The organism is Clostridium sp. AF17-21AC (assembly GCF_003461365.1).
GTDB lineage: Bacteria > Bacillota > Clostridia > Lachnospirales > Lachnospiraceae > Coprococcus > Coprococcus ammoniilyticus.
The window spans coordinates 52,563-79,098 of record NZ_QTWY01000006.1 but is presented as its reverse complement, the minus strand read 5'-3'; the positions used below and the strand labels follow the sequence as shown (position 1 = coordinate 79,098).

22 protein-coding genes are annotated in these 26,536 nt (G+C 38.1%); 2 read left to right on the top strand and 20 right to left on the bottom strand.

What is annotated here, in order from left to right:
* Positions 1 to 69: 69 nt before the first annotated feature.
* The 5 genes from DWW85_RS09955 to DWW85_RS13055 form a co-directional block, all read right to left on the bottom strand.
* Complete coding sequence (locus tag DWW85_RS09955; RefSeq protein ID WP_242996157.1) at positions 70 to 1,323, bottom strand: AI-2E family transporter; 1,254 nt, start codon at positions 1,321 to 1,323, stop codon at positions 70 to 72.
* Positions 1,324 to 1,402: 79 nt separating this feature from the next.
* The gene (locus DWW85_RS09950) at positions 1,403 to 2,053 is read right to left on the bottom strand and encodes a 3'-5' exonuclease (protein ID WP_117784669.1); all 651 of its coding nucleotides are present in this window, start codon (positions 2,051 to 2,053) and stop codon (positions 1,403 to 1,405) included.
* Between the two features lie 151 nt (positions 2,054 to 2,204).
* Complete coding sequence (locus tag DWW85_RS09945; protein ID WP_117808531.1) at positions 2,205 to 3,602, bottom strand: ATP-binding protein; 1,398 nt, start codon at positions 3,600 to 3,602, stop codon at positions 2,205 to 2,207.
* 121 nt (positions 3,603 to 3,723) lie between these two features.
* Positions 3,724 to 5,235 (bottom strand): MATE family efflux transporter, encoded by a 1,512-nt coding sequence (locus tag DWW85_RS12975; protein ID WP_242996155.1) that lies wholly within the window; start codon positions 5,233 to 5,235, stop codon positions 3,724 to 3,726.
* A gap of 119 nt (positions 5,236 to 5,354) precedes the next feature.
* Positions 5,355 to 6,200, bottom strand: a complete 846-nt coding sequence (locus tag DWW85_RS13055) for a patatin family protein (protein ID WP_117808530.1) — start codon at positions 6,198 to 6,200, stop codon at positions 5,355 to 5,357.
* A 143-nt stretch (positions 6,201 to 6,343) separates the two neighbouring features.
* Between DWW85_RS13055 and DWW85_RS09925 the strand changes: the two genes are divergently transcribed.
* Positions 6,344 to 7,615: a hydoxy methyltransferase gene (locus DWW85_RS09925; RefSeq protein WP_117808529.1), complete on the top strand. Its 1,272-nt coding sequence runs from the start codon at positions 6,344 to 6,346 to the stop codon at positions 7,613 to 7,615.
* Here the strand turns inward: DWW85_RS09925 and DWW85_RS09920 are convergent.
* Positions 7,601 to 9,925, bottom strand: coding sequence for an ATP-binding protein (locus tag DWW85_RS09920; protein WP_181986555.1), 2,325 nt, complete (start codon positions 9,923 to 9,925; stop codon positions 7,601 to 7,603). The genes DWW85_RS09925 and DWW85_RS09920 overlap by 15 nt on opposite strands.
* Positions 9,926 to 10,266: 341 nt before the next feature.
* On the opposite strand from DWW85_RS09920, the gene DWW85_RS09915 reads away from it, so the two are divergent.
* Complete coding sequence (locus DWW85_RS09915) at positions 10,267 to 11,193, top strand: tyrosine-type recombinase/integrase (protein WP_117808527.1); 927 nt, start codon at positions 10,267 to 10,269, stop codon at positions 11,191 to 11,193.
* Between the two features lie 123 nt (positions 11,194 to 11,316).
* Here DWW85_RS09915 and DWW85_RS09910 read toward each other — a convergent pair whose 3' ends face one another.
* From DWW85_RS09910 to atpE, 14 genes are all read right to left on the bottom strand, one after another.
* Positions 11,317 to 11,925 (bottom strand): hypothetical protein, encoded by a 609-nt coding sequence (locus DWW85_RS09910; RefSeq protein WP_117808526.1) that lies wholly within the window; start codon positions 11,923 to 11,925, stop codon positions 11,317 to 11,319.
* Positions 11,926 to 11,981: 56 nt separating this feature from the next.
* A complete protein-coding gene (locus DWW85_RS09905) occupies positions 11,982 to 12,653 on the bottom strand; it encodes a hypothetical protein (RefSeq protein ID WP_117808525.1) in 672 nt (223 codons plus the stop codon).
* Between the two features lie 16 nt (positions 12,654 to 12,669).
* Complete coding sequence (locus DWW85_RS09900; RefSeq protein WP_117808524.1) at positions 12,670 to 16,311, bottom strand: hypothetical protein; 3,642 nt, start codon at positions 16,309 to 16,311, stop codon at positions 12,670 to 12,672.
* Positions 16,312 to 16,609: 298 nt separating this feature from the next.
* Positions 16,610 to 17,176, bottom strand: coding sequence for a LytTR family transcriptional regulator DNA-binding domain-containing protein (locus DWW85_RS09895; RefSeq protein WP_242996153.1), 567 nt, complete (start codon positions 17,174 to 17,176; stop codon positions 16,610 to 16,612).
* Between the two features lie 201 nt (positions 17,177 to 17,377).
* Positions 17,378 to 18,664, bottom strand: coding sequence for an aminotransferase class I/II-fold pyridoxal phosphate-dependent enzyme (locus DWW85_RS09890; RefSeq protein WP_117808522.1), 1,287 nt, complete (start codon positions 18,662 to 18,664; stop codon positions 17,378 to 17,380).
* A 328-nt stretch (positions 18,665 to 18,992) separates the two neighbouring features.
* Entirely contained in the window at positions 18,993 to 19,883 is an 891-nt protein-coding gene (locus DWW85_RS12965; RefSeq protein ID WP_117808521.1) for a hypothetical protein, read from the bottom strand.
* 272 nt (positions 19,884 to 20,155) lie between these two features.
* Positions 20,156 to 20,881, bottom strand: coding sequence for a lysophospholipid acyltransferase family protein (locus tag DWW85_RS09880; protein ID WP_117808520.1), 726 nt, complete (start codon positions 20,879 to 20,881; stop codon positions 20,156 to 20,158).
* Between the two features lie 100 nt (positions 20,882 to 20,981).
* The gene (atpC, locus tag DWW85_RS09875) at positions 20,982 to 21,389 is read right to left on the bottom strand and encodes an ATP synthase F1 subunit epsilon (protein ID WP_008400505.1); all 408 of its coding nucleotides are present in this window, start codon (positions 21,387 to 21,389) and stop codon (positions 20,982 to 20,984) included.
* A 20-nt stretch (positions 21,390 to 21,409) separates the two neighbouring features.
* Positions 21,410 to 22,798: a F0F1 ATP synthase subunit beta gene (atpD, locus tag DWW85_RS09870; RefSeq protein ID WP_044944676.1), complete on the bottom strand. Its 1,389-nt coding sequence runs from the start codon at positions 22,796 to 22,798 to the stop codon at positions 21,410 to 21,412.
* Positions 22,799 to 22,811: 13 nt separating this feature from the next.
* On the bottom strand, positions 22,812 to 23,696 hold the full coding sequence (atpG, locus tag DWW85_RS09865) for an ATP synthase F1 subunit gamma (RefSeq protein WP_021944440.1): 885 nt from the start codon (positions 23,694 to 23,696) through the stop codon (positions 22,812 to 22,814).
* A complete protein-coding gene (gene atpA, locus DWW85_RS09860; protein ID WP_008400508.1) occupies positions 23,697 to 25,205 on the bottom strand; it encodes a F0F1 ATP synthase subunit alpha in 1,509 nt (502 codons plus the stop codon).
* 6 nt (positions 25,206 to 25,211) lie between these two features.
* Entirely contained in the window at positions 25,212 to 25,721 is a 510-nt protein-coding gene (gene atpH / locus DWW85_RS09855) for an ATP synthase F1 subunit delta (protein WP_021944441.1), read from the bottom strand.
* Entirely contained in the window at positions 25,702 to 26,205 is a 504-nt protein-coding gene (gene atpF / locus DWW85_RS09850) for a F0F1 ATP synthase subunit B (RefSeq protein WP_008400510.1), read from the bottom strand. The genes atpH and atpF overlap by 20 nt, the downstream gene beginning before the upstream one ends.
* Positions 26,206 to 26,307: 102 nt before the next feature.
* The gene (gene atpE, locus DWW85_RS09845) at positions 26,308 to 26,532 is read right to left on the bottom strand and encodes an ATP synthase F0 subunit C (protein ID WP_008400511.1); all 225 of its coding nucleotides are present in this window, start codon (positions 26,530 to 26,532) and stop codon (positions 26,308 to 26,310) included.
* Between the last annotated feature and the right edge of the window lie 4 nt (positions 26,533 to 26,536).

Here is a 26,536-nt window from a genome sequence, read left to right as displayed (position 1 = left end):
AAATTATCCTTCTTTCTTCATTTGTCTATATAAACAGGCATTTGCCCTGTTTTATCCAGCTCGTTTCTCTCAGGCATTTTCCTTGCTTCTTTTCTCTTTCATGCGTCTGGACTGTCGTCTCTGCTTCCGCTTCCGGGGTTTCTCCCTCCAGCCATCATCCGACGAAGCGTAAGGTTCTCCATACTTTTCCCAGGCGACTCCCTTTTCCCGCAATCTCATAAGTACGAATTCCTTCACCAGTGCATATAAGACAGAGGATAACGGTACAAATATCAACATACCGAGAATTCCCATCAGATCTCCGCCAATGATAACTGCAACCAACACCCATATAGATGGAAGTCCGACGGAACCGCCTACCACATGCGGATAGATCAGATTTCCCTCGACCTGCTGCAGTATGATAAACAGGATCAAAAATACCAGTACCTTTTTCGGATCGTCAACCAGAATGAGAAATGCACCAACACCACATCCAATAAATGCACCAAAGACCGGAATCAATGCCGTTACCACAATCGTAACACTGACCGTCAGTGCATATGGAATACTAAGGACGCTCATGGATACAAAGAACATCAAGCCCAGAATACATGCCTCCAGGCACTGTCCGGTTATGAAATTTGCAAATGTCTCATCTGCCATAACGCAGGTCTTGATGATCTTATCTGCTGTTTTCTCTTTAAATAACGCATATATCAGACCCTTTGTCTGACGCTTCAAGTTCTCCTTCTGTGCCAGAATATAGATTGCGAAAAATAATCCAACCACAAAATCGACTATACCGCTGACAACAGAGGTTGCAAAATTAAATGTTGATGACAACAGGCTTCCGCTTCCATTCTTTATCAGATTGATTGCACTCTCACTCACCTTATCCCATGCAATATCAATCTCCATGATCCGGTCAACGATATCCGGATATCCCGCTGCCAGATTCACCGCCCAATTCTTAATTGCCTCCATCGTAGACGGGAACTGCTGTCCGATCGCTGTAATTGTCCGGCTGACCTCCGGTATCAGCATCGTGATCACAAAAGCAATCACCAGAACGACGCAGATAAGGGAAAGCACCATACAGACCGGTCTCCGGAACCGATACCATCTGCTTTTTTCATTTCGGAATAACAGATTTTCAAATCCCTTCATCGGCACATTCAGAATGAACGCAATCGCAAATCCAATCACGAACGGCATAAGCAACCCGATGATCCATGTACCGCAGGCATAGATTTTATCAAAACGAAATACGCAAAATACGACTAATACAGTTATAATGATCAGTTTTATAAGCTTTTTCATATTCGAATTATTCAGTTCCAAATTCAATTTCCTCTGCTTTCTTTTTACATTTTTTTGAGCAGGCACATAGAACGTGTCTGCTCAATCATGCCAAGACCATTTATTCCGGCAGATTGATGTTTCCAAATACATCTCCTATGGAATAGGTCATATTCTCTTTTGGTTTATAAGCATTCATAATCGGAGCCATGATCTTCTCAAACTTCTCCCTGTTCTTTGAAAGAACGAATACTTCTGCTGTATTTCTGGCATCCCACAATGCATCATGCTCTTTTCCCTGAAAATCTTCTCCCAGATAGAATACCGCATCTGACAGTGCCAGTCTTCTTCTGGTTCCAAGCATACGTGCAAATTCCTTCTGGAAATCCTTCCATTTGGATGCAAGCTTCTGTGCATCCGGATTATTGTAGGATTTTAACTTGCGTTCCCGGTTAAACTGCCGCAGATCATTCTCACTCCATGCATAGATCACATCCGCGCTTAAGCCCCATGCAATGAACCGATCCATCGCAATCGCAAAATCCGGTGCATCGTCTACCATCTCATTTGTGATCCCGGTAAGATTTGTTATTCTGGATGTCACAGGCGTAATTCCCGGCTTAACATAAGTCTTGAATGAATCAATCTCCTTATATGTATCGTCCAGCTTAACAGCTCCTATTTCAATTATTTCATTTTTGCAAATTTTTAATTCATCGGGATGAGAATTATCGATCTGATTCATCTCAAAATCCACAAATATATACTCCATGTGTCACAACCTTCCTACAGCTGTCTTCCGGATGAAAGCCGCCTGTCGAACATGGCTTCCACCGTCACAATCTTACCTTACAGCATACCATTCACGTCCAAAAAAGTCTATCTTTTTCTGCTTGAATCAGATGGAATCAGATGGAATAACCTTATGCTAATGCTTTTATAATATCGCTGTAGCTGACCAAGGTTACATTTCCCAGCTCTTCTGCCTTACCTATGCATCCCTTTGTAAAACCAGTTTTGGAAAACAGATAATACCGTATTTTGGAATAATGAAATAACATACTCCTGTCAACGAGCGTTTCAAGTACATCGAGATCAACATTTTCATTTCTCCATTTACATTCAGCAAAAAGTGCCGTATTCTTATCCTGTTCCCCCATGATATCAATCTCAACCTGCCGCTTATTTACAGCATCATTTCCCCACCAGCGGCCAAGCGATACAAACTCAACCGGAGATTTTCCTTCAAGGAGCTGTTTCCACAAATACTGTGTACAGATTTCTTCAAATATTCGTCCCATATAATCACTAAGCTGCCCTTCTATTTTCTCATATACCAAATCCGTTGCCCCCCTCACAATGATTGAGTTATTATTCAACACAAACCGGTACCAGAAATTAAACATATTATCTTCTATCGAATAAATTGTTTTCTTTGAATTTGTTTCACCATAAGGCATTTCCCTCTTTATAATTCCAAGGCTGATCAGATTCTTCAGATACCGCGCGCATACATTGGTATTTTCCCCGACCTTTGACGATATCTCAGACATACGGGAGTGTCCCGTTGCTATCGCGGTAATGATCGCCGTATAAATTGCCGGTTCTCTTACCTCCTGCTTCAGCAGATTGATCGGTTCTTCATATAGAAAAGACATTGGATTTAAAAAGGTATTCTTAATATTTGCCTCAATGCTCAGATTATCATTCATTTGTAAAAGATACTGTGGGGTTCCTCCCACAATACCATATATAAGCGCCTTATCTTCATCCGACAATTTCTTAAAACATCTGCAGCATTCTCCAAAGTCAAATGGCAGGATCTTCATCTGTGCCGTTCTTCTTCCATAAAGCGGTGCTTTATATGCCAATACATGATCTTCCATATATGACATGGACGATCCGCACAGGATAAGCATTAATCTGGATGTATCTTTGTATTTATCGATCAATAACTGCAATGTGGATGCCAGACTTTTAGATTCTCTTGCTACATAAGGATATTCATCTATTGTTAAGATCACGCGCTCTTTCTCTGATATTTTAAATACATATTCGAGTGCCGCCTGATAGGATGCAAAATATGTATCTTCCGGCATATCGTTGCTATATTCCATGATACTTCTGCTCAGGTTTTCCAGATTCTGCTTTTCGTTGCTTTCTACACCCATAAAGTAAATAGACTTTTTATCATCAATAAAGTGATTGATCAACGCAGTTTTTCCTACACGCCGACGACCATATATAACAACAAACTCAAATTTATCTGATCTATATAAACCTTCTAATGCACTTAATTCTTTTTCTCTTCCTATAAACATAGCTCCACCTCCATCTCCGTCTCTATGCCTTAACTATACCTCCTTTTTTCACTTTTAGTCAAGTATAGTTTAGTCAACTATACTTGACTAAACTATACTTGACTATATTTCTCCGTACTCATTATTTATTTTTTCTGCACATACGAATTGCCACCAGTAAAAACGGCAATGAGAATATCCCCGACAGGATATCCGAGATTCCCTGCGTTACCGCTACACCATTTTTCTGAAAATACATAGGAAGAAGCCAGATCAATGGCAGGAAAAAGATGCCCTGTCTGGTGGAGGATATAAGAATGGCTTTTCCGATCTCCCCTATTGCCTGAAATAACATACCGCTGACCAGACAGACTGCCATAAATGGCAATGATACCGCGTGCATCCGAAGAGAGAGCACACCCAGATCAAGTGCTGCATTTTCACCAAATAACGAGATGATCGGAGATGCAAATATCCACACAAGAACACCTGCGACAGCCGATGCGATGATCTGGCTTAGAAGTGTAAACGTGATTGCTTTTCTTACCCGATCATTTTCCTTTGCCCCATAGTGGTAGCCAACCACCGGCGCAAATCCCTGACCATATCCGACCATAACAGCAAACAATATAGCAAATACTTTATTTGATACCGATATTGCAGCAACCACATCATCCCCATATTCTCTCGCCGCCCGGTTCAACAGGATCGTTGCCACGCAGACCAGCCCCTGACGGAAGAAAGACGGAATACCTGTTCTTGTAATATCGGCTGCCGTCTGCCTAAACGCCTGCCCTTTCTGTCGTTCTTCTGCCTTTATCTTCTCAATTTCAACCCGCATTCCTACCGGTTTATATTTTGAATTTGCAGCTTCATCAGCAATACCGTCCATGCCTGCATTTTTCCGTGAACGATTCACACTATCCATATTTTTATTCAGCCCGATCACACTTTTCCCGCTTAGCATTACGATCAGCATGATAACAAGGCTTACACTCTGCCCACAAAATGTCGCAATTCCAGCTCCTCGGATTCCAAGCTCCAAACCTGACACCAGAATTGGATCTAAGACCGCATTTAAGACAGCACCGCTTCCAATTCCAACTAACGCCCAGACGGGCATTCCTTCCGCCCGCAGAACATTGTTGAGTACATACGACACACACATAACCGGCGCTGTAAGCAGGATCCAGAATCCATAATCTAATGCAAATGTCGCGATCGTATCCGTCGATCCCAGGAACTCAACCAACGGTTTCTGCCACAGAAATCCTGCTCCCATCAGTATAAGTCCGGCAATCAGCGACATTAAGACCGCAACCAGTGCATCTCTGCCTGCTTCCTTTTCTTTCTGTTCACCTAAAAATCGGGATATTCTGCTGCCTGCACCCATGCCAAATGTATACCCTACCGCCTGTATCATGGCAAGTACCGAAAATAAAACCCCAACTGCCGCAACTGCACTGTTTCCAAGGTCCGAAACAAAATACATATCTACGATATTGTACGTCGTTCCGGCAAGCATACTGACAATGGTTGAACACGATAATCGCAAAATAAGAGAAGGCACAGGAGTCTTTGTCATTTTCACATGATTCTCCTGTGCCTTATCCTTCGTATTGTCAGTTTTACCTTGAACATTATCATTTTTCATATGCAGACATCCTGCCTTATAGCCATAGTAAGAAACTGACAAATAAATATTTCTGTATCTATCCAAACTCTGATACCAAAATCATAACAATCTTTTTATATCAGCCAGATATTTATACATTATTTCAGAAATTCAGCCACTTCCTCGATCTTATTCTGTGCATCATACACGCCCAGATCGTACATTGCCTGAATCTTCTTATCATCCTTTTCCGTTCTTGATATGTCGATCTGTACACTCGGACGGATAATAAGAACCTCGCCCTTCTGTTCCAGTTCAGCCAGCTTCTCCAATGTCTTATTATAATACAAATGCCTCATGGCTATTCGTTTCACATACTCCGGATATTCCTTATACCGGATTGCTTCCAGCTTCAACATGCTGTCTTCTTCCTTGACGTAACCTTCCGGTCTGGTCAAAACTACGATATCTTTTCGATATCCCATTCTCCTGAACTGGAAGATCGGAATGCTGTCTGCAGTTCCGCCATCCAATAACTTCTTGCCATCTACTTCTACGGTCTGTGACACGATCGGAAGTGATGCTGATGCACGTAGCTTGTCCATATCCTTTCGAAGATCCGTACATTCCAGATACTCCGGCTGCCCGGTCTCTACATTTGTACAGCATACATAAAATCTCGTTGGATTCTCCTCAAATGCATCATAGTCGAATTTGTATAATTCATTCGGCAGTCGATCATAGCAAAAATCAACTCCAAATAAATTTCCCGTTTTCAACAATGACTTCAAACTCATATATTCCTTATTGTTTCGGTATTCCAAGCTATATGCAATATTTCTTCCACGCTGTTTGGATACGAAAGAGGCTCCATGAATAGCTCCCGCCGATACACCGATCACGCCATCCACAGTAATATTATGATCTAAAAATACATCCAGTACGCCGGCAGTATAGATGCCACGCATGCCACCGCCTTCTAAAACCAATCCTGTCTTTGTCATATATCTTCAACTTCCTTTCAAAACGAATTTACTATCTTTTGTTTTTACTATGATAACGCAAATCTGGATTTTGGCAAGGGGAATTTTGGAGGTGGGGTGATGGATAATAAATTGTTATACAGTGCTTATCAAGGAGAGATTTAATGAAACCAATATATTTTAATGATTTAATAAACCTATGTACAGAACTTTCAATACAAGAAAATAAATTATTACCCCTATGTGCTGCAGAAAACGTGCTTTCTCCTTTTAGTAAGATTCCTCTAGATACGTTTTTACAGGAAAAGTATATTATGGGTGGAGTAATGAATTATCAACAAGAAAGTAATTTTGTTGGTAGCAAAAAATTATATAAACTATATGAGTTATTATCGCTTCAATGTAATAATTTATATGGATGTAAATATGCTGATGCACGTACTTTATCCGGTGTTAATGCTGTTATGACTTTATTAATGAGTTTATTTTCTGCTGGTGATACAATTCTGATTTCTTCGGAAGATTGTGGTGGACATGGATCAATGCCTAAAATTTGCCATAGGTTAGGAATTAATACTATAGAGTTACCTTATAATTATGATACATATGATTTTAATTATGAAGAAATAAATAAACTATTAAGAACGCAAAGAATAAATGGTATATTAGTATGTCTCTCAGATATCATAATTATGCCACAACTAAAAAAAATTAATCTTCCTGAAAACTGTATTTTAATATTTGATGCCACACAGATACTTGGACTAATTGCAACAAATAATATAGAGAACCCTTTATATTGGTTTAGTGATGAGCAAAAATTTATTTTAATGGGTGCAACACATAAAACATTGCCGGGACCTACTTGTGGTTTAATCATGACAAATAACTTAAAATTAGCTCGTCAATTTGATACATTAATAAATCCTGATTATTTGAGAAACAGCCAATTGCATCATATATTAAGTTTAATATTAACATTAATGGAACTAGAAATATATGGTAAACAGTATAGCTTTTCCATTATAAATAATGCAAATATACTAGCAAAAGCACTCGACATATATCAATTTAATATAATCCAAGTACCACCCAAATATACATATACACATCAAATTTTTATTTCTATGCCTCAAAATAAAGCTGAAATGTTTTATAATAAATGTTTAGATTATGGAGTAAGTATTAATTTTAGAAATAAAAAGATATATAGAACATGCGGATTGCGCATAGGAACACAAGAAATTTCAAGATATGGATGGAATGAAAAAGAAATGTTAATTATAGCTGAAATCTTAAGAGATATCCGGGATAATGTACATTTATCCCAAGATATCTCGCAAAAAATCAATACACTTTCAGCAAACAAAAAAATATTTTATACATTTGATAATAACTTGTATGATATATTATATTCTCGATTACATAACCGTTAACTTAAGATTATATTTCTCAGATTTGCTTTTAGAAGAATATAAAAGCAAATCTGAGTATTGCATTTTCTTCCAATATAAAGATAATTCTCTAGGAATAGCCTCATTTGCAATAATACATTTTATATATATAGCATAATTATAATTAATATTTAAATTCAAATTGTGGGTTTCTATAATAATTGTTCTAAGCATTTCAATATTTATTTCATAACCATATTTCAAATTTAATAACATTATGCCAAGTTGAGAGTTGCTTTGTAAATTATAGTCATGTACTCTCTTTGCAAATTGTTCAGCTTCTGAATAAAATGCAAGACTTTTTTCATAATTATTTAATTTATTATCATATATTCTATATACTTCGGCTAATTCAAAATATATATCATATTTAATGCGCAGCGAAGTTACTTCTAATAAATTTATCGCTTCTCGAAGTGTTTTTTCTGCCATATAAGGATCCTTACAAATTTTGTATTCATAAATTGCTTTATGTCTTATTACATAAGGTTTCCATATTTCGTTTTTATCATCATTACATATAATTTCATTTATTGTTTCAAAAGAGTTTTTGTAATTATAATTCTTATCTCTCTGAAACATTTTAATAGATGCTGCAGAATAAATTGAACGTATTCTTATCTTATCATTTTTATAACTCGTAGATTTTGCTAAATCTGAAAAAACAGTAAAAGCAAGATTTAAATCTTCACCTATATGTCTTAAACAATGTGCATATAAATACTGGCATTTAATTTTCTGATCTATAGTAGAAGATTTTTTCAATAAAGCCTGTGAAAACGAAATTGCATTTTGAAAGTAATTCGTTAAGTGGTCAAGATCAGCTAACAAATATTGATATTCAAAAGTTATATTACTATTGATATTCAAAAGATTAAATTGGTTATCACAATTATCAACTACTTCTCTAGCTTTGTTATATAACCCAAGTTCAAGAAGTGCCTTTAAATAATAATAACGAATATATATCCAACATTCTTTATCTTCATATAAATTTGAATTTATCTGTCCCTTAACTTCTAATTCTCCTAAATCTATTAATAAATAAAAATTATTATTCACATATTGATCATGTAATATCTTTTTAATAAGCGCATAATCATATTTAAAATCAGATTTTAAAGCTGCGAATAAAGCAATATACGAAACACTTGAAAAACTTTTATAATATTGATAAATTTTTTTATAGCTCTCATTTTTGTAGTTTGATAAAAAGTCTAGACATTTGAGAGAAATCAATTTATCAGTATATATTTTATTTCTTTGTACATTAATTAATGAATATATACTTAGTCTTTTTATAATAGGTTGTGTTATTCGATTATCTATTCCATATATAGCTTTTTCTTTTATTCCATCTTGTAAAAATTGACTAAGACAAATTATTAATGATAATGATCTCTTTTCAAGGTCATTTAATGAATATATTAATTTTTCAATATAATTTTCAAGATTTCGATAATCTGTTATTTTAATACCTTTCGTATATGCTTCAACGCTATAACGTGCATATACAGGGTATCCATTTGATAATATTGATATTTTTTTTTGATCTTCTTTTTCTATTTCTGTATTATAACTATTTGCGAGTAACTTTATCTCATTTTCACCGAATTTGCTTGGACAAATGTGAAAATCATCATCATTACTATCTACAGCAATAATCACTTGATTACTCTTTTTGCAATTTATAAATGCTTTGGCAAATTCTGTGCATTCTAATAAATCAATTTCATATATATTATCAATAAACAAAATACAATTTTTTTTAAGAGTAGCATTATTAAGTTGCTGACTAATATCCGTCACGGAGGCATTGGAATGCCCACAAAATTTATCAGATAAAGCCTGTATTATAGTTTTAGTACGATTATTATTATAATAAAAAGCGGCATATGATTTCCATTTTTTCTTATCTGTAAAGTTGATTCTATCACATGACATTTTCATGAACAATGTTTTACCCATTCCAAATCTACCGTTAATATATATTATCCGGTCTGGCTCATTTTGTATCAAATTTAATAATTTTATGTATTCCATTTCTCTATCTACAAAATGTTCATCATTCAAATATTGCTCAATTAAAGTGCTTTTATGAGATTTATCAAATAAATATGTCCAAAACGTTAAAATTAATGTAAGCGGAATACCTATTAATGTAGCAAAAACACCGGCATTTCCAGAATCATTTTTATATAAATAATAAATAGTACCACAAGAAAATAATATACAAATTATAATAAGTCCCACTATAATGCTTATTTGAAAATATAATTTGCATTTTTTCATAAACATGACCTTTCTTTAACCCTTAACTAATAATGGATAACAATTTATTATCCATCACTTATTTTCTTACTTTCCTTCCCCTCCAATCTATCCCCAATCCCATGCAAAATCAACCGTTTTGCATAAAACGACCATATATTGCAGAAAATGACCAAATTTCTCTTATTTTTCGATTGTATTCTTCCATTTTACAAATTCTGGAATATATACTAAGCAAGGCAGAATCCTGCTACGGAGATTCTATGCACAGCAAAAATGACCTTGTTAAAATCCATACCGGACTTATATCGGATCTATCTTGAAGTGCATCTAATAAATAATTTTAAGGAGAACAAATACAAATGACTACGACTCTTTTATCTACACACATTCAAAACTATCTCACCTACTGTAAGAACCAGAAGCGATTGGATGAGAAAACATTAAAAGCATACCGAATTGATCTGGCACAATTTGCACATGCACAAATTCCTTCTGACATCACAGATATCACTCCTGATCTTTTAGAGGAATATGTCGCAGGTCTTCACGAACAATATAAACCAAGAACAGTAAAACGGAAGATTGCTTCCTTAAAAGCCTTCTTTCATTACCTGTTATATAAGGATTTTCTGCCTCAAAATCCATTCGATAAGCTTCAACTGCGTTTTCGCGAACCTATTATTTTACCAAAAACAATCCCATTAGCTACTGTCGAAACGCTTCTGTCTGTAGCACACAGACAGCAAACACTGGCTCCAACAGAATATCAACGAAAAAATGCATTAAGAGATACTGCCGTACTGGAACTACTCTTTGCAACGGGTATTCGAATCTCCGAGCTTTGCTCTCTTCACAATGATTCCATTGATCTGCAAGACGGAACAATTCTAATCTATGGAAAGGGATCAAAGGAACGCCGCATCCAGATTGGGAATGAATCTGTGCTTTGTATTTTGAAAAAATATAAGATAACTTTTCAAAAAGAAATACTCGCCTGCGATTCTTTCTTTGTTAATCAGGCGGCAACCCCCTTATCCGATCAGGCTGTACGGCGCATGATAAATAAATATACAGAGCTTGCATCTATTGATATGCATATTACACCACATATGTTTCGGCATACATTTGCAACCAGCCTTTTGGATGCAGATGTGGATATTCGATATATACAGGAAATGCTTGGTCACAGTTCGATCACCATAACCGAAATATATACTCATGTAGCTGTCGCCAAACAACGTAATATTCTGGCAACCAGACATCCTAGAAATCGGTTCATGCTATAAGCCATATAGTATATATCAAAAAGATGATGCAGAATATATCAAACTTCAATATTAGATTTTCAAATCTAACCTTTGAAGCTGGTATATTCCACACCATCTTTTTACCTTTCTTCCAGACCATCTCTAGTCTTCTGTCGATTCTTCTATAACACAGTCTGGAAATAAGGATAATATATAATCCTGTTCTTCATCAGAAAAAGGATTTCCAATTTCTATGTACTTTAAATCTTTAACATCTTTTAAACAATCAAAATATTTACATCTAACACTGTCATCCAACTGAAGTGAATTCACTTCTGGAAAATTCATAACAATATTCTCTAAACAAACCCCTCTTGATAATCGATTTGCAGTAATAGTTAAAAATTTATCCCCGTCACTATATTGAACCGCAAGCCTCTTGCCTGCATAACTTTCAAAATGGAAGTCTATATCATATCCATCATAGTCTGATCCATAATATCCTCTTATTTCAGGCAAAAGTTCCTTGCATATGAACGCTATTTTCCTCATATTCCAATCAGATTTTTTATTAAAAAAAGACACAACTATATGATTATCAAATACGATACTTGTACTCTCAAGCTTCCATTCTCCTTTACAATTTTTGACGTTTGTTTTCACAAACCTATAAAAAGGACTTGTTGTTGCATAATAAAATATAATTCTTCCAATACATACAACTAACAAACATATCAATACTATATATCTCTTTTTTAATTTATATTTCAATACTAATCTCCCTCCCTACTGTTTCACCGTAATATACACAATATTCGTTGCAATGCTTACCACGGAACCTTTTCTATTTCCCAGTAATTGGATAAGTCACGGATCTCACAATCAGGGAATATGGACCATATATATTCTTTCCAATTTTCCGGCATTGTATCTGAAAAGCACCACCAATCCTGTAAACTATCCAACTGTTCAATAGCTTTTAAATCATCGAATGACATTGCTACACTTCCGTCTGTGCTTATGGATGTCATATCCGGAAATGCCTCTATAATCTCTGCTAATGTGATATAATGCGATCTTTGATGATCAAAAGCAATCATTCTTTTATTTGTATCATAATATATAAATTGGAATATAGCTCCTGCATACCCTTCAAAGCTGATTACCAATGCATACGATTGATATTCTTCTCCCATATAACTTCTTATTTTGGGTGCAAGCGTATAACAGATATGTGCCATATCAGTTAAGTTCCATACATCATTTTCTCCCCAAAAACGTACTTTAATTCTTGCATATTCATAATCCGTTTCAGACGATATACCCACATTATCCAATTCCCAATCCGGCTCATATATATCACTATATTGCCTTACATAAATATTATATGGATTTTTTTCTTCTATCGGTCTGGTATAACGGACAATTCCAATAATGATTGCTATTATTATCGCACCCGCTATACAGACAGGAATGATCCATTTTATTCTTTTTTTCATCAGAATCTCCTCCCGATCATTCTATAGTAATATGTAAAATATTTGTCGCAACACTTCCCATAGAGGCATATACCTGCATGTAATTCATATATTCTGCATAATCAAGGTAATACTTTTCTCCCCATGACGATACCTGTAGCCAGATCCTATCTTCTATAGAATTTTTAATTACCCCTGTAACCGTAACATAATGATTATTAAATGTTGATCTGACCATATTGTAATTCTTCTCTCTTGGAATTTCAGAATCATTTTTATACATCGCTATATATAATCCATCTTCCTCCGCTTGTGCCTTATACTCTTTCTTTATTGCATTAGCGGACAAAGTCACAGGAATATCACATTCCAGCATTTTTTCTATCCGATTTAGTATTTTATCTGTCCAACTCCCCCAGTTTCCATGTATGCCAACATTATAAAACCAGTTATATTTATTAACACCATTTGCAATCGATATTCCATTAATTCCACTTACTACTTTTTCTCCAGCAAAATCAATATCTCTTACATGAAAAAAATTCTTTTCCATATAACTTATATACTCAATATAAGAATTATATTCTATTGCTCCATTATCAGTCCTGATAAGATCTGTCATATCCGTCGAATACTTACTATCTACACTCGCTAAATACAACAAGATATCACTTATAGAAATCAAACCACACCCATAGCTTCTAATTGTTGAATATTTCTCAATATTATTTTGTTTATATTCCTCTCCAAACCATCCCTGATTTCCACCATATGAAATTTGACTATTACCATCTTCGTCTATATAATTTACCGCTATATAATCGTGCTTCAACTCATAAATATGGACATCACTGAATAATGGATTGGAATGATATGTTCTTACCTCTTCATAATCTGTATAACCATCATTATCAGTATCCGGATTATTTGGGCTGGATTTCATGTAATAAAAATCAGCATTTTTAGGAACATTCAGTGTCATTATATTCGAAAACTGCTTATTTCGTCTTGTCGGATCCATCTCCTCTCCATCTGTCAATTTATCCCCATCAGTATCCTTTTTCTCTGGATCAGTATATACGATCATACCATACTGATTTCTCATTCCTTCTCGTTCTACTACATCAGGAATACCATCTTCATCCGTATCTATTTTAAATTCATCTGGAAGTTCACTACTGCCTCCGGCTAATCCAGACTCATTTTCCGGAAGTTCACCAATTTTCATTTTTGAAATCAACTCATCTACATTGTCACGGTTAACCTCTTCTACTTTATAAAATTGTCCACCTGTTGCCTGTGATGCTTTAATAAGTGGTGCCGCATACGCATAATCTCCTATCATCAGCGTATCAATTCGAATATTTTCTTTTTTTGCTAATGCTAGTGTATTCTCTGAAATATTCCCTATATTGCCACCACAAACCAATATAATTCTTCGATCCGGAATGACAGTATTGCCGAGTTTGGCATCTTCCCTTGCCGTTACTATATAATCCCATACCATTATATTAACATTATCATTTCCACTCATCTGTGCGTCTGCATCATCATATCCCCAGTCAGCCCTCAGATAAACTCCAAGTTCATTTCCATTTATTTTATCTCTAAGATATTTCTTAGGATTCTCCTTCAATTCATTATTAAGAAGATAATCATACATGCCAGATCCCCACTGCTTATTTGAATGGTAAAGACCACAATCACACACATATCCCACCCGATCGTTTTCATGCATGGTGTTAATTGCTGCATTTATAATCTGTCTGGTTTGAGATATATAACTCACATGATACTCTGTTAATTGCTTTCCCTTTATATCTTCTGTATTTCCTGCTGTGTCTTTCAGCACTGTTGGAACCGCACCAAAAAAATACATATATGTATAACATGCATCTGCCCTACTTTGTTGTCTTTCCTCATAGGGGAACTTATGCTTCCATATCTCCGCCCATTTTTTTGCATCTACCAACATATATTTGCTAAAATGTGTTGTCTCCGTACTAACAATCCCCGTCTCAGCGTCATGCTCTGTCTCCAACTCAACCATCTGTTTATTATCCTCATCATACCATAAAAACAGAAGATCATTAAACTCCGTTTCTCCAAGTTTTGTCTGATCAACCTTATAAGAAAGTGTTGCGGTTTCAAATGTACATGTTGTTGTTATCTCAAATGGTTCACCCACCAGACCTGCTACATTTGAACATCCATAATCTGTATCCATTATACTTTCAATTGTTGTTGATGCCGTAAGGCTGCCGGATGTCACCATATCCACCTGAATCTCTGTAACAGCACACTCCTTATTCTCAACCTCATATGTAACACTCTGTTCAATCCGTTCTTTTCCATCAGGGATTCCATTTTCATCGGTATCCGGCTTTGTAGGATCAAATCCCATTGCCGGTTCATCCCCATCGATCAAACCATCTCCATCCGTATCCGGTTTTAATGGATCTGTTCCATATACCAGAACTTCCTCTCCATCGGACAGCCCATCCTGGTCGGTATCCGACTCCCATGGAAGCGTTCCATACATATATTCCTGCGCATTATTCAAACCATCACCATCAAAATCCTCCTCCGCATCGCTAATGCCATTTTCATCGGTATCCGGTTCAGTTAATGATGTTCCAAGCTGTAAAAACTCGTAATAATCATCTAAACCATCGCCATCGGTATCCGGAAGATTTTTGTCACTGCCCAGTAAGTCTTCCATTTCATCCGGTAACCCATCCTCATCAGTATCCAGATAAGAGTTCCAATTATCAAAATCACTCATCAATTCCTCATATCTTTTCTGTTTCGCATCCCAATCCTCTGTTGTCGTTTCCGTACTACTATCTTCTGTTGTATTTTCTTCGGTACTGTTGTCCTCTGTTGTTTCTTCTGAATTATTTTCTTCAGTAGTAACATCTGGGAGCTCTCTTCCCTCCAGATATTTTTTCTCATCATCCGGTATGTCTGGTAATTCAGACTCTGTGCCTATAAACTCTGCCATTTGACTACTATAATTTACATTTACACTACTACTTATGATCGTAACTGTTTCCGCTATTACAATAATGTTATTTAATCCCAGATTCTGTGCCTGTATCTTCACATGTCCAAATGGTGCGTAGATCAAGCCACTCAGATTCACATTTGTACTGTCAATAATGATATCTCCATATTTGGAATAGATAACAGAATTATTTGTATTTTTCACCTCTCCGGTAAGCGTTATGGTTTCCAATGCCTTAATTGCCGTATTCAGGTTAATATTTCCCTCCAGATTCATCTCTCCGGATGCCGCAACCGGAGTACTGATATTGATATTCGTCTCCTCTAAAACATAGTCTCCTTCACATGCCACATAATCGGTATCAGTAAAATATGCATCATCTATTGCATGAAACAAATACATCATAGATTCCTCTGCTGATTCTTTTTTTGTTCCATTAATTTGAAGATTTCCCGATGCTGATATCGTTCCATTCGTCACCATATCACCATTCAAGCAGAAATTATCTGCATTTATCGTAATGGCTCCTTCTTTCTGTGCTGATGCAAATATAGTATATGGATACCTGGTCTTCTCCTCAGCCTTTGCTGGCAATATCGTCATGCTGCCTGCCACCATTGCTCCAGCAGCAATAACCGCTGTTATCTGTTTCCATTTTCTTCTCCAATTCATAATAAATACCCTCCCATGTATTGATCCTTTTTCTTTTGTTACTTAATTATTTTTTACTTCCTCCTTTTCATGCACTATACTGTTTTATCCCCCTCCAAACAACCCACTTTGCAGAAAACGACAATATATTGCAGAAAATGACCAAACTTCTATAAATCAATATGAAATTTCTTCGTTTAAACCCCGGATAGTGTAACAAACCAAAAAAACAACATCCATGCGGTAACCACTTAAGACTTTCTTACAAAACCTTAAGGTTGCTGCATGGATGTTGTTTTTTTTAATCCCTGTTCACTTATCAATATTTATATGCTGTAAATGCTTCCTCTACTTCCTTATATCTGGCTTTCGGTATCGAAATAATATCACCATTATGAAGCGTAACTTCATATCTTGATACCTGCCTGATATGCTGCAAATTTACCAGATAACTTTGATGCACTCGGATAAAATGATATGACTTCAGCTCTGCTTCCAGATCATTCATGGTGCCATACCTGGTATATATCCGAACTTTCCCATTTTCTATAATATGAAACTCCAGTTTATGTAACTTGCTTTCAATATATAAAATGTGATTGAATAAAACCTCTGTCTGCCCTTCTTTAAATGTAAATTTCTTTCTGGCAGTATGCGGTTCCCGTTTATCCAGAACAGCACCCAGACATTCTTCCACACAAGTTGTATTTATATCAAGGAATATAATAGAATTTTCGGGAAGGGATCCTCCCTCACACAGGAACATCTCCCCTGAATCGAATGTATCAATTGTATATAAGATCTCTTTTGTATCCAAATAATTCTCTATGGATGTCCGCATCTGATCGCGGCATTTCTTTTCACCATTACATATGGCAATCTTCATCATATGTCCCCCTCTTTTTCGCATAATGCATTATGTCTGTAAACAATATAATATAAGATTTTCGCCCATAAATCAATCGTCTGCTCTTTTTATTCAACAAAAAACAACATCAACATGCCAGCCATAAGACTACCTTCTGATAATCTTATTTTTAACATATTGATGTTGCTTTTATATGTCCTCTATTCGATTATTTATTACTTATTCTTCACCCAGATATTTGTCGATGCTGACCAGCTTTACGCAAAGAACAAAGATCTTTGAAGCTGCTTCCATCTCCTCAACAGATGGGAAGGATGGGGCGATACGGATATTGCTGTCTTTTGGATCCTTACCGTATGGATATGTTGCACCTGCGCCTGTCAGAACAACTCCTGCATCCTTACACATTGCTACGATCTTCTTTGCACAGCCCTCTAATGCATCAAATGAAATGAAATATCCACCAACCGGTCTAACCCATGAACCGATCTCAAGTCCTGCAAGCTCCTTATCGAATTCATTCAGAACTGCTTCAAACTTTGGTCTTAAGATATCTGCATGCTTCTCCATATGAGCCTTCATGCCATCGATATTCTTAAAGAATCTTGTATGACGAAGCTGGTTGATCTTATCATGTCCGATTGTCTGAACGGTAAGCTGCTTCTTGATAAATTCAACATTTCTTGGAGATGTTGCAATTGCTGCTACACCGGAGCCAGGGAATGTGATCTTGGAAGTAGAGCCAAACATGTATACCATATCCGGATTTCCGGCTTTCTCACATTCATCTATGATATTTAAAATCTCTGCCTGCTTGTCCTTATATAAATGATGGATGCAGTATGCGTTATCCCAGAAGATTCTGAAGTCTTCTGCTGCAGGCTTCAATGCCGCAAAGCGTCTTACAACTTCATCTGAATATACGATTCCGGTTGGATTGGAATACTTTGGTACACACCAGATTCCCTTTACCGCAGGATCGTTATTTACATATTTCTCTACGAGATCCATGTCCGGACCATCCTCTAATAAAGGAATATTGATCATTTCAATTCCGAAGAATTCTGTGATCTTGAAATGTCTGTCATATCCCGGTACAGGACAAAGGAACTTCACCTTGTCCAGCTTACACCATGGAGTAGAACCATTTACACCATGTGTCATGGAACGTGATACTGTATCGTACATTACATTTAAGCTGGAGTTACCATATACGATGATATTCTCCTTCTTAACTTCCATCATATCTGCCATAAGCTGACGGCACTCACCGATACCATCCAGATCACCATAGTTTCTGGTATCGTTTCCTAACAAAGTTCTCATATCCGAAGAACTATTGATCTCATCCAACATTCCCATCGACAATGCAAGCTGTGAGAATCCAGGCTTACCTCTTGCCATGTTCAGACTCAGACCTTTTGCCTGTTCTTCCTTATACTCCTCCAAAAGAGCGGCTTTTAAAGTCAATAATTCATCTTTACTCATATCTTTGTATTTCTTCATTCTACATACCTGTGCCTTTCACTTATTCTATTCCGGTTAAATCAGTTATGTCCTGTAAAATTCCTATTAGCTATTTTAAAACATTTTTCAAAAAAGGCAAGCCTATAATTGAAAGTTCTTGTCTATTTCGTTTCAAATATCAACTATTTTATTGAATTTTCTTTATTTTATTCTGTTTTTTCTGCAAAAATCGTATTTTTCTCCATTTTTTTCATATATGACTTGTTTTCATAAAGTAATATGCAAACAAAATGACACCGGTCAGACTCTCTCCAACCGGTGCCATCTTATATGTATTTACGAATTGATACTTTTATAAGCGTTTATCTTAGTATACGGAACTAAAATCCAGATACCATTTTCCGCCTCTCTTATAGACATACATCGTGAAATCTTCTTCAATATCATCATCCTTACCCTTTACCTTGATCGTACCTTCGACACGAGCAACCTGGCTGACCTTGATATCATACTCATCTTCATAGTCTTCCTGCTTATCCTCAAGCTTGCTGCCCTTCAGCTTCTTGACCTTCTTGAATTTGACCTTCATGCTCTTTACTTTACCAACTTCATCTTCAAGATAGTCACCTGACAATTCCAGAATCTGATCTAACTTATCGATCATTTCATCTTTATCCATATCTTCTTCGTCCTTCGTATATTTAAGGACTTTCTTATCAATCAGCTTATACAGCTTCTTACCGCTCTGCTTTTCTACTGCATTTACATAAGCCTTAACAACTGCCTTTGGGCTCTGTTTACCGTGACCAGCAATTCCACCGATAATGTTAAAGATCAGAATCAATGCAACAACTGCTGCCGCCGCAATAATAACGATCTTCTTATTATTCACAATCGCATTCTTTACTTTATCAAATCCGCTGCCTGCCGGCTTATTACCCTGTGGCTGCTGTCCATACTGTCCACCATATGCCTGCTGGTTTGGATCATAATACTGCTGTCCGCCGTATGCCTGCTGGTTCGGATCGTAATACTGCTGTCCGCCGTATGCCTGCTGGTTCGGATCATAATACTGCTGTCCGCCGTATGCCTGCTGGTTCGGATCATAATACTGCTGTCCGCCATATGCCTGCTGATTCGGATCATAATACTGCTGTCCGCCGTATGCCTGCTGATTTGGATTCATATTCTGAGCTGCTCCATCCGGCTGTCCGGCATTTGTGCCATTTTGCTGATTTCCATTCATATTCTCGTCCATGTTACTCTCCTTTATAATTCAGACTATATTTTATCTGACAGCCTCATCTGCCAGATAGCCCATCGATAACACAATATATTCATTATCGACAAAATTTATTCTACCATCTAAAATCTCAACAGACAATATATTTCTAAAATTTTTGCTAAGGAAATGCTACACTTGTATATGCTCCAACCCCAAAATTCAGATACAACATTTCTGCTCTGTCTGGATTTCCACGAAAAAAAAGAGATAACATAACTGCTATCTCTCTTTTCTTCGGCAATCTCCTACCAGTCATTCAGGCTCTCCATCTTGTCGAGCTGGTTCTGGATCAGTGAAACTACCATATCTCTTATCTCATAGGTCTTCATATCTGCAAATGTCTCATATGGGATTGGGGGCAGAAAATGAAGCTGTGTAATAACCTTTCGGAAGGATTTTCCTTCGAATGGTTTAAATGAATCATATAATACAACCGGCACGATCGGGCATTTTGCCTTCTGTGCGATCTTGAAGCTTCCCGGCAGGAAGCCTCTCAGAGAATTATGGTTATGGTCATATCCGCCTTCCGGGAAAAGAATATATCGTCTTCCCGCTTTGATCTCTGTCGCAACGTCATTAATTACCTGAACCTGCTGCCTGAGATCGGTTTTATCCAGACGCTTTGCCTTCAACAGATCACACAACTGTGTGACGATAAACAAATGCGACCGCTTTGCATCCATAACAAATGTACAAGGCTGTTCATGCACACTCATAACACCGAGTGCATCGTACTTACCCTGATGATTGGCAAACATGATATATCCGCCTTCTGTCGGCAGATTCTCCATGCCTGATGCAACTGTCTCGATACGCCCTCTTTTCTTTACATGCTCGATCATAACCTGTGCCATTCTGTAACATGTCTCCTCATCATATTTCTCACCATGTCTGGCATAATATGACATCTTCGGAACATAATACAAAATCAGAAAAAAACAGGAAATGATCACTATAAAAAATCTAATCATCCACCTAAATCCCCTGAATTTACAACTCTCTGTCCAAAAGTACTGCAATATCCAACAACTGCTTTTTTGATCCGGTGCGATCCGCACCGGATCCGGTCATTTATAAATCTCTACCCGTTACCTTTAATCGCATTAACGCTCTGGAAAGAGATGCTTCTGTCTGTTTGTACTCTTTCAGACTTTCCTTCTGTCTCAAACGCTCTTTCGCACGTTCAAGTGCCTGTTCAGCACGGACTCTGTCGATATCCTCCGGACGCTCTGCAGAATCCACCAGCATCGTTACACGGTTATTTACGATCTGGGCAAATCCTTCCCCGACAACACCAAGGATCTTCTTTCCATCCGGTGTATCAATTCGGATCTCCCCGATACTGGTTGCAATGATCATATTCTCATGGTGAGGAAGGACTGCCATCTCACCATCTTCCAAAGGCAATACAAACTTCGTAACCTTATCATCAAAAAATACTTTATTACTTGATATGACTCTCAGGTAAAATGTATTCATGTCTGTCTGCCTCCTTTATCCTACTGTCCCTTTGCGGCTTTTTCTTTGACTTCTTCGATTCCGCCTACGTTAAAGAATGCCCACTCAGGATATTCATCCATCTCACCGTCTAAGATAGCCTTAAAGCCCTTTACTGTTTCTTTAAGAGGTACATATTTTCCCGGAACACCTGTAAAGTTCTCTGCTACATGGAATGGCTGTGATAAGAACTTCTGCACCTTACGTGCTCTTGTAACCGTAATCTTATCTTCCTCTGATAATTCTTCCATACCAAGAATTGCGATGATATCCTGTAATTCTCTGTATTTCTGAAGAATCTCCTGAACGCCTCTGGCTACATTATAATGTTCTTCACCGACAACGTCCACCTCCAGAATACGGGAATTGGATTCCAGAGGATCAACAGCAGGATAGATACCCTGTTCTACGATCTTTCTGGAAAGAACGGTTGTCGCATCCAGATGCGCAAATGTAGTTGCCGGAGCCGGGTCTGTTAAGTCATCGGCAGGCACATAAACTGCCTGTACGGATGTAACGGATCCTGACTTTGTAGAAGCGATTCGCTCCTGCAACTCACCAAGCTCATTTGCCAGAGTTGGCTGATAACCAACTGCGGATGGCATACGTCCAAGCAGGGAAGAAACCTCTGATCCTGCCTGTACAAAACGAAAGATATTATCTATAAATAATAACACATCCTGATGATTTACGTCACGGAAATATTCTGCCATCGTAAGTCCTGTTTCCGCAACACGCATTCTTGCTCCAGGTGGCTCGTTCATCTGTCCAAACACTAAGGCTGTCTTGGACAATACCCCTGACTCTTTCATCTCTGTCCAGAGGTCATTACCCTCTCTGGAACGCTCACCGACACCGGTGAAGATAGAATATCCGCCATGCTCTGTTGCTACATTCTGGATCAGCTCCTGGATCAGAACGGTCTTACCTACACCGGCACCACCGAACAGACCGATCTTACCACCTTTGGCATATGGGGCAAGAAGATCGATAACCTTGATACCTGTTTCGAGAATCTCAACAACAGGGCTCTGATCCTCAAATGACGGAGGATCTCTGTGGATGACCCAGTGCTCTGTATCTGCCAGATTCGGTCCACCGTCCAGAGTGTCACCGGTTACATTAAATAATCTGCCAAGGGTATCTGTACCAACCGGAACCTTGATTCCTGATCCTGTCGGAACAACCTCCATATCTCTGGATAAGCCCTCGCTTGCTGCCAGCATGATGCATCTGACGGTATTATTTCCGATGTGCTGTGCAGCTTCCATTATGCATTTCTTTCCATGATTATCAACTTCCAGAGCATCCTTGATGTTTGGTAAATCATTATCCGGAAATTCTACGTCTACAACAGGTCCCATGACCTGTACTATTTTACCGTTTTTCAAAACATCAGACCTCCTATTTCTTATTCTGCAGAGCCTTCGCACCACCAACTACCTCGGTGATCTCCTGCGTGATCGCAGCCTGTCTGGCTCTGTTGTATTTAATACTGAGATCAGCTAACATATCTTTCGCACTTCTGGTTGCAGAATCCATTGCCATCATTCGGGAATTCTGTTCACTACAGAAGGATTCAACCAGTGCTCCATATATGAAACCTGTAATATAATTCGGAACAATTCGATCCATGACCGCTCTCGGAGAAGGTTCAATGATGATCTCCTCATGATAGACATCCGCCTGTGAGATCTTGAAATCCATCTTTCTGAACGGAAGAAGCTGGATCATCTCCGGCTCTGCCGTTACACTGTTTATCATCTTCGTATAAATGATATAGACTTCATCGATCTTACCGCTTTCGTAATTCTCCAGCATCTTATCCGCAATAACCCTCGCTCTGTGAAGACTTGGGTTCTGGGCTGTATACTGGAAATGGATATCAACCGGCACATTCTTCCTTGCAAAATAATGTCTTCCCACCTGTCCGACAACGTATAATTCGCTGTCCGGGTGATTTGCCAGTTCTTCTTCTGCGATCTTAATGATATTATGGTTATATGCACCTGCCATGCCCTTATCGGCTGTAACTACAATATAACCTCTTTTCGGATTTTCCTTCTTTTCATCGTCTTCATTTTCGAAATAAAGATGATCCATATCAGGAAGATGTCGTAACAGTCGTGCCAGAGAAACCTGTAAAGTATAGAAATACGGTTCCGTATTCTCCAGATCCTTCTTCGCTTTTTTCAGTTTGGAAGAAGAGATCATGTACATGGCATTTGTGATCTTCATTGTATCCTTAATGCTTTTTATTCTGTTTTGGATTTCTTTGGTACTTGCCAATTACTCCACCCTCTTCATAAACTCTTTTCCTGCTTCAAGAATATGCTCTTTCAGATCATCTGTCAGAACCTTTCCTTCTTCAATCTCTTTGATAACATCCGGTTCTGCATCCTTGAAATATGCAAGCATATCCATCTGTGTCTGCTTTACTTTCTTGATATCTACATTTAAGAACAGCTTATTTGTTGCTGCAACCAGTGTAATAACCTGCTCTGCCATACTAAGCGGATGACATAGCGGCTGCTTTAACAGCTCCATCAGTCCCTTACCATAAGTAAGCTGCTCCTTTGTATTCTCATCCAGATCGGAACTGAACTGGGTGAATACTTCCATCTCACGGAACTGTGCAAGGTCGATACGGACGGTACCGGTTGCTTTCTTCATAGCCTTGGTCTGCGCTGCACCACCGACACGGGATACGGACAATCCTACATTTACCGCAGGACGCATACCTGAGAAGAACAGATCACTCTCAAGGAAGATCTGACCATCCGTGATGGAGATAACATTTGTTGGGATGTATGCAGATACATCACCTGCCTGTGTCTCTATAATAGGAAGGGCTGTGATCGAACCACCGCCTAATGAATCCTTTAACTTACTGGAACGCTCAAGCAGTCTGGAATGCAGATAGAATACATCACCGGGATATGCCTCACGTCCAGGGGAACGTCCAAGTAACAAGGACAGTGTTCTGTATGCTACTGCATGCTTTGACAGATCATCGTATACGATGAGCACGTCTTTTCCCTTATGCATAAAATATTCTGCCATCGATGTTCCTGCATATGGTGCTATATACTGAAGCGGTGCAGGATCACTGGCTGTTGATGCTACAATGATCGTATAGTCCATTGCATCATTCTTCTCAAGTGTGGAAACAATCTTTGCAACGGTGGATGCTTTCTGACCGATCGCTACATAGATGCAGACAACATCCTTTCCACGCTGGTTGATGATCGTATCAAGTGCGATCGAAGTCTTACCGGTCTGACGATCACCGATGATCAGCTCACGCTGTCCTTTACCGATTGGGAACATGGAATCGATCGACAGAATACCGGTCTGAAGTGGTTCATTGACCGACTGTCTGTCTGCGATACTTGGTGCTTCCTGCTCAACCGGCATATAATCTGCCTCTTTGATCGCTCCCTTACCATCAATTGGTGCACCCAATGCATTGATGATTCTTCCAAGGAATTCTTCACCTACCGGTACGCCGGCTCTCTTACCTGTTCTGGTAACCTTTGTACCTTCTTTTATTCCGGTATCTTTTCCGAACAGGATACATCCGATCTCGGTTCTTCTGATATCCTGTACCATACCCTTGATACCATTTTCAAATACTACAATCTCACCATACATGGCATTATCAATACCATATATCGTTACTATTCCATCTCCTACCCAGATGACAGTTCCTACTTCTTTGTCCCGGGTGTCGAAGTCAAAATTCTCTATCTCACTTTTCAGTATGGAGATAATATCTCCTGAACTTATTGAACTCAAATCTTATCACCTCGTAACCAATCTTTGTGTAAGCCGCTTACATCTGCCTGCCAGACTCCAGTCATATTCCTTATTTCCGACCTTAATAATAAAGCCGCCGATCAGACTGTCTTTCTTCTCCAATGTCAGTTCCACATCTGAGGTCTTATATTCCTTTTTCAGAAAATCTTCAATTCCCTTCTTCTGTGTCTCCGTTGGAGGTGTCACATAATAAAGGGTTGCAAGAAGGACATCTGCCTTCTTCTTTATAAGAACTCTGTATTCCCTGCATATCTCAAAGAACTGATCAAAATCAGAATTGTTGCAAAGTACCTTTAAGAATTTTACCGTAGTCTTTGAACCGTCGAATATCTTATCGATAACTTCTGACTTTTTTTCTCTGCTGACAACCGGACACGTAAGTGCCTCCTGTAATTCAGGATTCTCCCTGACAACTGCTTCCATATCTGAAAGCTCAGCCGCATCAATATTCAGCTCGCACAAAACTTCAGCATAATTAATTGCTTTCTGTGTCATGGGCCTCACCTGCTTTTTCTATAAACTCATCATATAGTGACTGATTTTTCGCGTCATTTGAGTCTTCACCCAGAATCTTAGCCGCTGCCGACATTGCAAGCTCTGCAACCTGAGATTCCATATCGCTCAAAGCCTTTTCACGCTGTACTTCTATAGTTTTTTCCGCATCCTTGATCATACGGTTTGATTTCTCGCCTGCATCTGCCACAATCCTGTTATATTCATTCTGTGCAGCCTGTCTGGATTTATCCCGCATGGTATCACATTCATCCTGAACACCTGCGAGAGTATCTTCATATTGCTGCTTCAGTTTCATGGCATCATCCTTCGTCTGATTGGCATTCGCGATCGAGGATTTGATCATCTCTTCACGTTCTGCCATGATCTTATTGATCGGACCGATCAGGAATTTCTTTAACAGAAGAAACAAAACTATAATATTAATTATGGTTATGGCTATGGACGAGACACTTAAATTTATCATTTAATGACCTCCTGCCTTTCTGTCTGTTTTCGTTATCCGACAATTACGATTCCTTCATATCTATTATGATATAGTGCCGCAATCATCATATTCTTATAAATATTATTTCAGAAGAAGAATGATCAAAAGACCAATTACCAGACCGTAAACGGCTGTTGCCTCTGCAAGTGCTCCACCGATGATCAGAAGCTTTGTGATCTTACTGTCTGCTTCCGGCTGTCTTGCTACTGCTTCTACTGCCTTTGATGTTGCGATTCCAAGTCCGATACCTGCACCAATACCTGTTAATACTGCTATAGCAGCTCCAATTGCGATTACTGTGTTCATAATT